14 protein-coding genes are annotated in these 9,053 nt (G+C 54.2%); 3 read left to right on the top strand and 11 right to left on the bottom strand.

Annotation, left to right across the window (positions count from 1 at the left end; genetic code table 11):
* Nucleotides 1-44: 44 nt before the first annotated feature.
* Both ACQE3Z_RS08950 and ACQE3Z_RS08945 read left to right on the top strand, forming a co-directional pair.
* Nucleotides 45-1,811 (top strand): terminase ATPase subunit family protein, encoded by a 1,767-nt coding sequence (locus ACQE3Z_RS08950; RefSeq protein ID WP_426973410.1) that lies wholly within the window; start codon nt 45-47, stop codon nt 1,809-1,811.
* Nucleotides 1,812-2,858 carry a phage portal protein gene (locus ACQE3Z_RS08945; RefSeq protein ID WP_426973409.1) on the top strand — a complete coding sequence of 349 codons (1,047 nt, stop codon included), beginning with the start codon at nt 1,812-1,814 and terminating at the stop codon, nt 2,856-2,858.
* Between the two features lie 18 nt (nt 2,859-2,876).
* Here the strand turns inward: ACQE3Z_RS08945 and ACQE3Z_RS08940 are convergent, their stop codons facing one another.
* From ACQE3Z_RS08940 to ACQE3Z_RS08890, 11 genes are all read right to left on the bottom strand, one after another.
* Nucleotides 2,877-3,170 (bottom strand): DUF1493 family protein, encoded by a 294-nt coding sequence (locus ACQE3Z_RS08940; protein WP_426973407.1) that lies wholly within the window; start codon nt 3,168-3,170, stop codon nt 2,877-2,879.
* Nucleotides 3,164-3,631 carry an STM2901 family protein gene (locus tag ACQE3Z_RS08935; RefSeq protein ID WP_426973406.1) on the bottom strand — a complete coding sequence of 156 codons (468 nt, stop codon included), beginning with the start codon at nt 3,629-3,631 and terminating at the stop codon, nt 3,164-3,166. Before ACQE3Z_RS08935 ends, ACQE3Z_RS08940 begins: the two co-directional genes overlap by 7 nt.
* Before the next feature lie 316 nt (nt 3,632-3,947).
* Complete coding sequence (locus ACQE3Z_RS08930; protein WP_316551918.1) at nt 3,948-4,136, bottom strand: hypothetical protein; 189 nt, start codon at nt 4,134-4,136, stop codon at nt 3,948-3,950.
* A 100-nt stretch (nt 4,137-4,236) separates the two neighbouring features.
* Nucleotides 4,237-6,240: a replication endonuclease gene (locus ACQE3Z_RS08925; RefSeq protein ID WP_426973405.1), complete on the bottom strand. Its 2,004-nt coding sequence runs from the start codon at nt 6,238-6,240 to the stop codon at nt 4,237-4,239.
* The gene (locus tag ACQE3Z_RS08920) at nt 6,233-6,547 is read right to left on the bottom strand and encodes a DUF5405 family protein (protein ID WP_426973403.1); all 315 of its coding nucleotides are present in this window, start codon (nt 6,545-6,547) and stop codon (nt 6,233-6,235) included. Before ACQE3Z_RS08920 ends, ACQE3Z_RS08925 begins: the two co-directional genes overlap by 8 nt.
* Nucleotides 6,544-6,771 (bottom strand): TraR/DksA family transcriptional regulator, encoded by a 228-nt coding sequence (locus ACQE3Z_RS08915; RefSeq protein ID WP_426973401.1) that lies wholly within the window; start codon nt 6,769-6,771, stop codon nt 6,544-6,546. Before ACQE3Z_RS08915 ends, ACQE3Z_RS08920 begins: the two co-directional genes overlap by 4 nt.
* The gene (locus tag ACQE3Z_RS08910; RefSeq protein WP_426973399.1) at nt 6,771-7,001 is read right to left on the bottom strand and encodes a DUF2732 family protein; all 231 of its coding nucleotides are present in this window, start codon (nt 6,999-7,001) and stop codon (nt 6,771-6,773) included. Before ACQE3Z_RS08910 ends, ACQE3Z_RS08915 begins: the two co-directional genes overlap by 1 nt.
* Before the next feature lie 68 nt (nt 7,002-7,069).
* Entirely contained in the window at nt 7,070-7,411 is a 342-nt protein-coding gene (locus tag ACQE3Z_RS08905; RefSeq protein WP_426973397.1) for a DUF5347 domain-containing protein, read from the bottom strand.
* Nucleotides 7,375-7,566, bottom strand: a complete 192-nt coding sequence (locus ACQE3Z_RS08900) for a phage filamentation protein Fil family protein (RefSeq protein ID WP_426973395.1) — start codon at nt 7,564-7,566, stop codon at nt 7,375-7,377. Before ACQE3Z_RS08900 ends, ACQE3Z_RS08905 begins: the two co-directional genes overlap by 37 nt.
* A 7-nt stretch (nt 7,567-7,573) precedes the next feature.
* The gene (locus ACQE3Z_RS08895) at nt 7,574-8,083 is read right to left on the bottom strand and encodes a phage regulatory CII family protein (RefSeq protein ID WP_426973393.1); all 510 of its coding nucleotides are present in this window, start codon (nt 8,081-8,083) and stop codon (nt 7,574-7,576) included.
* 35 nt (nt 8,084-8,118) lie between these two features.
* Nucleotides 8,119-8,355: a regulator gene (locus ACQE3Z_RS08890; RefSeq protein ID WP_239315397.1), complete on the bottom strand. Its 237-nt coding sequence runs from the start codon at nt 8,353-8,355 to the stop codon at nt 8,119-8,121.
* An 89-nt stretch (nt 8,356-8,444) separates the two neighbouring features.
* Between ACQE3Z_RS08890 and ACQE3Z_RS08885 the strand changes: the two genes are divergently transcribed.
* The gene (locus ACQE3Z_RS08885; protein ID WP_426973392.1) at nt 8,445-9,050 is read left to right on the top strand and encodes a phage repressor protein CI; all 606 of its coding nucleotides are present in this window, start codon (nt 8,445-8,447) and stop codon (nt 9,048-9,050) included.
* The last annotated feature ends 3 nt before the right edge of the window (nt 9,051-9,053 follow it).

Here is a 9,053-nt window from a genome sequence, read left to right as displayed (position 1 = left end):
GCACGGCGGCAGAAAAGCAGGCGGCGGGGCCGTATTTTGTGCCCATGACTACGATGATGACGCCCGACGACCTCGATCCCCGCAGGCAGGCCATGCTCCTGTACTTTCAGGGATACCGTATCGCCCGCATTGCTGAAATGCTGGGAGAGAAGCCTGCGACCGTTCACAGCTGGAAGAAGCGCGACAAGTGGGGTGACTACGGCCCGCTTGACCAGATGCAGCTCACCACGGCTGCGCGTTATTGCCAGCTCATCATGAAGGAGCAGAAAGAAGGGAAAGACTTCAAGGAAATTGACCTGCTGGCGCGCCAGTCCGAGCGCCACGCCCGCATCGGCAAATTCAGCAACGGCGGGAACGAAGCGGACCTGAACCCGAAGGTGGCGAACCGCAACAGCGGACCGCGTAAGCCGCCGGAAAAAAATGTGTTTTCAGACGAACAGATCGAGAAGCTGCAGGAGATTTTTCACGGCTCGATGTTCGGCTATCAGCGCCAGTGGTGGGAAGCCGGTAATAAACACCGCATCCGCAACGTGCTGAAGTCGCGCCAGATTGGCGCCACCTTCTACTTTGCCCGCGAAGCGCTGATTGATGCGCTGACCACCGGGCGCAACCAGATTTTCCTGTCGGCCAGTAAGGCGCAGGCGCACGTCTTTAAGCAGTACATCATTGAGTTTGCCAAAGAAGTGGACGTGGAACTGAAAGGCGACCCCATGACGCTCAGCAACGGCGCCTGCCTGTATTTTCTGGGCACCAACGCCCGCACCGCGCAGAGCTATCACGGCAACCTGTATCTGGATGAATATTTCTGGATACCCAAGTTTCAGGAACTGCGCAAGGTGGCGTCCGGTATGGCGCTGCACAAGAAATGGCGGCAGACCTACTTTTCCACGCCGTCCAGCCTGACCCACAGCGCCTATCCGTTCTGGTCCGGCGCCCTGTTCAACCGGGGCCGCGCCAAAGCCGATCGCGTGGACATTGACCTGACGCACCCGAACCTGTCGCCGGGCCGTTTCTGCGATGACGGCCAGTTCCGCCAGATTGTCACCGTGGAGGACGCGGTGCGCGGCGGCTGTAACCTGTTCGACCTTGACCAGCTGCGCCTGGAGTACAGCCCGCCGGAATACCAGAACCTGCTGATGTGTGAGTTTGTGGACGACCTGGCGTCCGTGTTCCCGCTCACGCTGCTGCAGGCGTGCATGGTGGACAGCTGGGAAGTCTGGACCGATTTTGAGGCGCTGGCCCTGCGCCCGTTCGGCTTCCGGGAAGTCTGGATAGGCTACGACCCGGCCAAAGGCACGCAGAACGGCGACAGCGCCGGGTGCGTGGTGATCGCCCCGCCTGCCGTGCCGGGCGGCAAGTTCCGCATCCTGGAGCGCCACCAGTGGCGCGGCATGGACTTTCGCGCCCAGGCGGAGGCTATCAGAAAGCTGACGCAGCAGTACAACGTGACCTATATCGGCATCGACTCCACCGGCGTCGGCCTGGGCGTTTATGAAAATGTGAAGATGTTCTTTCCGGCGGTGAAAGAGTTTGTCTACAACCCGAACGTAAAAAACGCCCTGGTACTGAAGGCGTACGACATTATCAGTCATCAGCGCCTGGAGTTTGACGCCGGGCACCTCGACATCGCGCAGTCATTCATGGCGATCCGCAAAGCCGTCACGGCCAGCGGCAACCGCCCCACCTATGAAGCCAGCCGCAGCGAGGAAGCCAGCCACGCGGATCTCGCCTGGGCGACCATGCACGCGCTGGCAAACGAACCCCTGCAGGGCGAAGCGGCCCACACCCGCAACATTATGGAGATCTGTTAAATGAGCAAACGAAAAAGCCGCGCCCGCACGCAGCCGGTAAGCCAGCCGGAAAAAATGACCGGCGCACCGGCGGCAGAAGCGTTCACGTTTGGCGATCCAGTGCCGGTTCTCGATCGCCGCGAACTGCTGGACTACGTGGAATGCGTGGTGATGGACCGCTGGTATGAACCGCCGGTGAGTTTTGACGGGCTGGCGCGCACGTTCCGCGCCGCCGTACATCACAGCTCACCGATTAACGTGAAGCGCAATATTCTGACCGGCACCTTTATCCCGCATCCTTTGCTCAGTCAGCAGGCTTTCAGCCGCTTCGTGCAGGATTATCTGGTGTTTGGTAATGCCTATCTGGAGAAGCGCACTAACCGCCTTGGCGGCCTGTTGTCGCTGGAGCCAGCGCTGGCAAAATATACCCGGCGCGGCACCGATTTGGATACCTACTGGTTTGTGCAATATGGCCTGACCACGCAGCCCTACCAGTTCACGCCGGGCAGCGTTTTCCACCTGATGGAACCGGACTTAAACCAGGAGATTTACGGCCTGCCGGAATACCTGTCCGCCATTCCCTCTACCCTGCTGAACGAGTCGGCCACCCTGTTCCGCCGGAAGTATTACCTTAACGGCAGCCATGCGGGCTTCATCATGTATGTCACCGATCCGGCGCAGAGTCAGGAGGACGTGGACAGCATGCGCAAGGCGATGCGCAGCGCGAAAGGCCCAGGCAATTTCCGTAACCTGTTTATGTACTCGCCGAGCGGGAAGAAGGACGGGATTCAGATTATCCCGTTGTCAGAAGTAGCGGCAAAGGATGAGTTTTTGAATATCAAGAACGTATCACGGGATGACATGATGGCCGCGCACCGCGTACCGCCGCAGATGATGGGCATCATCCCGAACAACACCGGCGGGTTTGGAGATGTGGAAAAGGCCAGCCGCGTGTTCGTTCGCAATGAACTTATTCCCCTGCAGAAACGCCTGGAGGAATTAAACAGCTGGCTGGGTGAAGAAGTGATCCGCTTCGCACCATACAGCCTGGATAACGATAGTGAATAAGCGCCTGCGGGCGCTTTATCATTTCCCCAGCCAACGTCCGGCTTTTGCGGAATCAATCAGCAGCTGGATAGTAAGCGGATCCTGTGCATCGCCGTACTCAGGAAAATAGTGTTCAAAGTCGATTTCTTTGGGCTCAATGCCGAACTGCTCCGTGTATTGTTCCATTAAATCGTAGGCGTCCAGCGGGTCCATACGAAAATCATTATTCAGGTCTGTGTCATGTTTCAGCTTAAAACGGCGAAACGTAAAAATGCTGGGCGCATTGAATTTTTCGACCAGAGCAAATACCGCCTTCTCTGTATCATCTACCACAACTTATCTCCCTCCTGATTAGCGATCCGGTTATACCGTACCGTCGCCTCATAAGCTATCTGCGCAACATCTGTCGCCAGCACAAGCCAGCCAATCACCGGTATAGTCCGGCCCGTAAATGTTGCCAGCCTCATGGTCATAATTTTTTTGATACGAAAAGGGTTTTGTGGGGTAGGTGAATGAATCCATGTAGGGAGTTTAAAAGGCAGCATTATATTTTTCAGCATCTTGCGCGAGTACTGAGATGCGTAGCTGGTTCCTTTGGTCGCGCCTTTAAATTTACCCGTAACCGAAACCTGGTTAGCCCCACTGTAAACCGCTGCGGCAGCGATCACATCCTTTGCACCGGTAAAATGCTCAGCGGTGACATCAATCATGATCCAGAAAAAAAGCTCACCGGCTGACAAATTAGCCAGTCCGCCGTAGAAGTACGTTCCACCAAGCTGCTCTGTAGTATCCACTTTCAATCCCTCGAATTAAGCCCAGCGGTAACCATAGCAACGCGTTTGACGCTGAAGCAAGGGTAATGCGTGCTGATCTGGTACGTGGCCTCAAAGTGTCGCCTGCGCTTCAGAAAGGAATCACTAAACCTGCTGGCGCGCGCTCGTACCCCCGCCACGCCTGCCCGCTTTATGTAGTGGTTTTCATGCAGGTGCATGACATAAGCAAAAGCCCGCCGGGACTGGCGGGCTTCGACGCTGGCGATCCTTTGGGGATCATGCGAATTCATGCGGCATAGTCATGCACGCCAGATTCCCACCGCCGCACTACCAGCAATTACTCAGAAACCTGCATTGAACGGTTGTATTCATGATTACGCAGGCGTGCCATCAGTTCGTCTGTTAGTTCTGATACCCATTCTATTGCCAGACGTTTCTCCTGATCGCTACAGTCACTGACAGAAACAAGTTTTAAAAAGAAATCAATACGCTGGAGTTTTACTGACTCCAAAAGATAGTCCTGCATGTCGCCTCCTTCACTCTACTTACTGGATATATATACAGTATAAAAAATTTCAGATGATGTGAAACTTTTTTTAACTTTCAATGGGATTGATCTGATGCTCTCAGCTGCCGATACGCTTCTCCTGTAACCTGCCGTTCTGATAGAAAAGCTTCATTTTTGCCCCACTATCGAGGTTGGCGCCCCTCAAAAGCAGCGCTATTTCCTCATCACTGCCATCGAACCCCCGGCTTTTTAACTCCAGCTCTAATCGTCGGCGCTGCGGCCCCGTACAGTTATTGACAGAACTCCAAGGGGCGGCAGAGCCGCCAGAAAAACCTGCCTCCGCTGGCGCTTCGGCTTTGGCGACCTTTTCCCAATTAACCAGACGCGTGGGGATTTCAGAGCCATAGACTTGCGGTGAGTAGATGCCCTGGATGCGCTGCACGTCTTCCGCATACTCGTTGCCCTGCTCAGTGATTTCGTAGCAAAGGCGGATAACCAGATCTTCACGGGAAACCAGCGGCCCACCCTGCGCCTGTGTATAGGACGCCCAGCAACCCACGTCAGCGGCAGCCAGCACGGCGTCCATCTTCGGATCAGGCAGCTGCTTATCACGCAACCGGCGCAGCTCACGCCATACCGTAACCGGTGCGCCACCAATCTGCTGGAACTGACGAATGGACCAGCGGGACGCCCAAGCGGAAACGGCCTTCGACATATCGCGCAGGCTTTCTCCCGTTTCGTCGTCCTTTTCGCCGTCCAGCGCGTAGCCGTCGATGTTTTTGGAGATATATTTGGCGATATAACCCGTAGCGCTGCCCTTGGCCGGATCGATGCTTTCGGCATGGAATCGCGCCCGGCGCGCCTCTGGCGTTTTCAACTCCGCGCTTTCTTCCTGATAAGCGTAATAACGCATAATCTCCTGCACCCGCTCCCGGTGTTCCGGCAGCATAAACAGCAGCATGTGCCAGTGCGGCGTTCCATCGTGATGCGGCTCCACTACGCGGAAGCCAAAAACGTGAATGTCTTCACGTGAGAGCGCGGCCCGGATTTTTGACCAGACCTTGCAGAGATAGCGCTGCGTGTCTTTGGGGCTGGCACCGTTCCACTGCGACACGAAGCCGCCTTTACTGTATACGGCGTGATACTTTGACGGCGCGGTAAGTGTGTAGAACTCACCAACGCATCCGGTTTCATGGGCAATGTCCTCAAAGCCGCGCATACGCACCATCAGCTCGCACCGGCGAACGGCCGGATTTGCGTTGCTGCGGTTAACCATATCTTCCAGGGCAATGCGATCACCTTCGTCGTTGATAAGGTCGAAGCGTTTGAAAAACTCCCGGTTGCGTTTCTTCTGCTCCACCCATTCACCCAGGGTGCCACGGGACACATACGGCGAAGCGGTTTTTTGTACCTGACCAACGGCGATAGCCATATGCTCACGCTGCAGATCGCGCATTTTCTTCAGGCGTCCGCGCCACCACTCCGGGGCCATCATTCGCAGCAGGCCGGACTGCGCCTTACGCAGCGGCAGCGTGCCCCGACCAGTCTGATATTCAGCCCGGTAAGGCGGCGCGGTACCGGTAAGCGCGGCCAGTTCGGAAAGGTAGCGGTAGGCAACCAGCGTGATCGCCTCTTCGTCGGCGTCATCCGGCAGGGTCACGGCGGTCGTGAAATCAGCCAGACTCTGCGCCATGAAGGTGCCGACCTTATAGGCAAGATCGCGGATGTCCTGACGGTCCAGCGTGGGCAGGCGTTCCAGCTGTTTGATAAACGGCAATTCGCTTGCGGCCGCTTTGGGCAGGCTGTAGCGGCTACGGACAAGCTGCAGGCGTGGCAATACGTTCTGGCCGATAGTCTGGCGTAAAAACGTATTGGCACGGCGACGGCCCTGTTTTCCGTCTGTCAGCAATCTGGCATAGCACTCACCAAAATAGCCAGCAAGGAAATCTGGCATATCGTGCAGATACTGGCTGCGCCAGTCGTGATCCGTGGCGTCCTGGTGCCACAGCCTCAGCTCCGTCAGGGTGATGTCCTTCGGCGCACCCGGCGCAAAGAACTCACGCCGCATCTGATTAACGGCGTGATATCCTCCCAGCACGGCTTCCATTACGGCTTCAGTCATGTGCGGCCCACAGCTCAGCCAGCGCCATTTCGGCCAGCTCCGCCAGCCTGCGGGTTTCAGCCACATAGCTGCTGACCGTTTCCATTCCTTTACGCAGCACCTGATGCCCAATCGCATCGGATACCAGGTCACGCACCAGCAGCACTGGGTTGTTGTAAAGAGCCATAACTTCCGAAACCTGCGTGCGTACGCCTTCCTCTTCCCGCCAGCTGAATTTCTCCAGGGCAATAAGCCGGGGCTTGCCCGGCTGCTTCTGCTGCTTTACGGAAATGGCGTAACGGCCATCAATAACCGGTTTTGTGGTCATACCGCACCGCCGTTGTAATGAGTACGCTTCAGCTCGCTGATGCCCTGGCAGGTCACGCAGCGGGTCACGCCCTGAACGGCGCGGCGGCGCGCTTCCGGGATGGCCTCACCACATGAGAGACAGAAAAACTCGCTGACCTGTACCGGCCGGCGGATAGCATTGTGAATGTGGATCGACAGTTCTTCTTGCACACGCTCCTGCACACGGTCCATTGCGTCTGCCATCAGTGCAGCTCCTCTGCCTGATTTTGAAACTTTTCAGCTTCCTGGGTAAGTAACTCAGCGGCTTCCACATGGCTTAACTGACTGCTTCGGATCTTCCATGCCAAAACAATAAGGCGAGACACCATCACTTCAGCTCGGGCACGACGCTCTTCCATACGTGCGTCCTGCAGCATTACATTTAATGGCAGTTCGTAGTCTTCAGTTTTCTTTTCTTCAAAAAGGTTATTCATTATTTGTCTCCAGATTTCAGGCAAAGGAATGCCCGGCGGGTTTACGCCATTTAATTTCGTCAGGTTAATTAATTAGGTAACGTCAGTTTTTTGGGAAATAAACTTACGACTGCACGAAAATGGTTCATCGCACTTATCAGCGCATATTTTTCATCACTCGTCAGTTCATCAAATTCAACGTCATGACGTTCTGACCGGATATTTGCCAAAAAGAAAATTGCGCCTAATGCCCTTTTGTTCTGCTCGTACTGCGTATCGCGCTTGTCTCGCATATCAGCCATAAAACGCTTTAACTCATTGCCACAATTGTCACCCCATAATTGCGCACGGATAGTCGCAATATGATTCAGGCCATTAACACGCTGACCGGCGCTTAACTGCGCAGCAATGTTTTCACTTGCAATTGCCATTTTTTATTACTCCTGTTTCCGGTTAAACCTGCCAGCAGTTCCGCCTGATTATTTGACGGGTGCCAGCGTTTGCCGTCCTGCCCTATTATCCAGCCATGACCGTAAGAGGGTGACGGGCTTTGCTGCTTCAGCAGGGGGGCCACTGAAAATGCCATGCTTACCTCAGCTGATACCGATCGAGGCGCCAAGGCCGCTGATAGCGTCAACAGTACTGGCAAGCGTCGGGTTTGAATGGATGCGCGTTTGTACGGCCATTGCGGCCAGCGTCAGACAGCGAATGCCGCTGTTTACGTTCTGAATTAAGCCGCGTCGGCAAGATGTTGTAATAGTGTCCTGAACGACCGCAGTTGCGGCCAGCTGCCCTACTTCTGCCGTGGCTCTGAGGACATATGAAGATAACTTTTCCTGCGCCACCTCATTCACTGGCACACAAGGCAGGCACTGCAGTTGCGCCAGCATTCCGTCAACCAGCGTGGCATCTTCAGTCAGGTCGGTAAGGATCAGCATTTCCCGAACCGTAAGCTGATGCACCTGGTCCGGATTCAGCTTGTTTCTGATGGTTTGAGGGTTAAGGCCCGCTTTCTTTGCCAGCTGAATGATGTTGTGCTTTGCCGCGAACGCCCGGCAGGCTTCATCGAAATGGCTATGTGTGGAAACGCTAAAATCAAACATGAATTTTCCCTATCATTATCCCAATATGGAATCCATTAGCCTTGCATTGTGATTTCACAGCCAGCGGCCGCCTCTATCGTTAAGGCCACCATATTAATTTCGATAAGCCCGTTAACCCCTTCTTTCTTTCTGATCGGCAGGCGGTTTTCACGGTACATCTGGCGGACAGTTCCTTCTTTGTAACCGGTACGGCGGCAGAACTCCTCTACGGTAATGTAGGGCTCTGAAATTACGAGATTAATTGAAGGGCGCATTGAAAGTTTACGGGTCATGATGCACTATCCTCTGTTGAGTTCTAGTCAACTCTATTTATCACTATTAAACACGTCATCATACGACGAGTGAATATTAGGATCACAAATTGGAAAGGTCAACTAGAGATTTTACGAGTCGTAAAGCACCAACATTACCAGAGGGTGGTAAAGATCCTATTGAGCGTATCGTTCAGGCATATGGTTTTTCATCCCGCCAAGCGCTATGTCGTCACCTGAACGTATCCCAAAGCACTATGGCTAACCGCATAATGCGTGGTAATTTTCCCGCTGACTGGGTACTGATTTGCGCTATGGAAACTGGCACATCTTTGGAATGGCTAACCTATGGAAAAGGCGAACCTACCTTCACAAAACAAGATGAGCCCGCAACCAAAATTGAACTCAAAAAAATCACAAATGGGAATTTTTCATCATCAGATTGGGTTGAATACGACTCTCAGCTCTTACCCAGTGAAGTTAACTCACCATTGCTAATCATTTTTGAGAAACAAAACTACCTCGTGGATGTAACTGAGGTTGAGATCACGGATGGGCTTTGGTTGATAGAAATTGATGGCCTGGTTAGCGTAAAAGAGCTTTATCGTTTTCCCGGCGGACGCATTCGTGTTGAGAACGGCAAAGCCTCGTTTGAGTGCAAAGCCGATGAAATCAAAGTACTTGGCAAAGTCGTTGCCCGCACTGAGTATCTGTAAGGC

Origin of the sequence: Pantoea sp. FN0307, assembly GCF_050113815.1 — a bacterium.
Classification (GTDB): Bacteria; Pseudomonadota; Gammaproteobacteria; order Enterobacterales; family Enterobacteriaceae; genus Mixta; species Mixta alhagi.
Note: the sequence above shows the minus strand (reverse complement) of the source record. Positions and strands in the feature narration are given on the sequence as shown.

Coding starts and splice junctions, on each gene's coding strand:
- ACQE3Z_RS08950 (WP_426973410.1), top strand. CDS start 45: ATGACTACGATGATGACGCCCGACGACCTCGATCCCCGCAGGCAGGCC.
- ACQE3Z_RS08945 (WP_426973409.1), top strand. CDS start 1,812: ATGAGCAAACGAAAAAGCCGCGCCCGCACGCAGCCGGTAAGCCAGCCG.
- ACQE3Z_RS08930 (WP_316551918.1), bottom strand. CDS start 4,136: ATGCAGGACTATCTTTTGGAGTCAGTAAAACTCCAGCGTATTGATTTC.
- ACQE3Z_RS08925 (WP_426973405.1), bottom strand. CDS start 6,240: ATGACTGAAGCCGTAATGGAAGCCGTGCTGGGAGGATATCACGCCGTT.
- ACQE3Z_RS08920 (WP_426973403.1), bottom strand. CDS start 6,547: ATGACCACAAAACCGGTTATTGATGGCCGTTACGCCATTTCCGTAAAG.
- ACQE3Z_RS08915 (WP_426973401.1), bottom strand. CDS start 6,771: ATGGCAGACGCAATGGACCGTGTGCAGGAGCGTGTGCAAGAAGAACTG.
- ACQE3Z_RS08910 (WP_426973399.1), bottom strand. CDS start 7,001: ATGAATAACCTTTTTGAAGAAAAGAAAACTGAAGACTACGAACTGCCA.
- ACQE3Z_RS08905 (WP_426973397.1), bottom strand. CDS start 7,411: ATGGCAATTGCAAGTGAAAACATTGCTGCGCAGTTAAGCGCCGGTCAG.
- ACQE3Z_RS08900 (WP_426973395.1), bottom strand. CDS start 7,566: ATGGCATTTTCAGTGGCCCCCCTGCTGAAGCAGCAAAGCCCGTCACCC.
- ACQE3Z_RS08895 (WP_426973393.1), bottom strand. CDS start 8,083: ATGTTTGATTTTAGCGTTTCCACACATAGCCATTTCGATGAAGCCTGC.
- ACQE3Z_RS08890 (WP_239315397.1), bottom strand. CDS start 8,355: ATGACCCGTAAACTTTCAATGCGCCCTTCAATTAATCTCGTAATTTCA.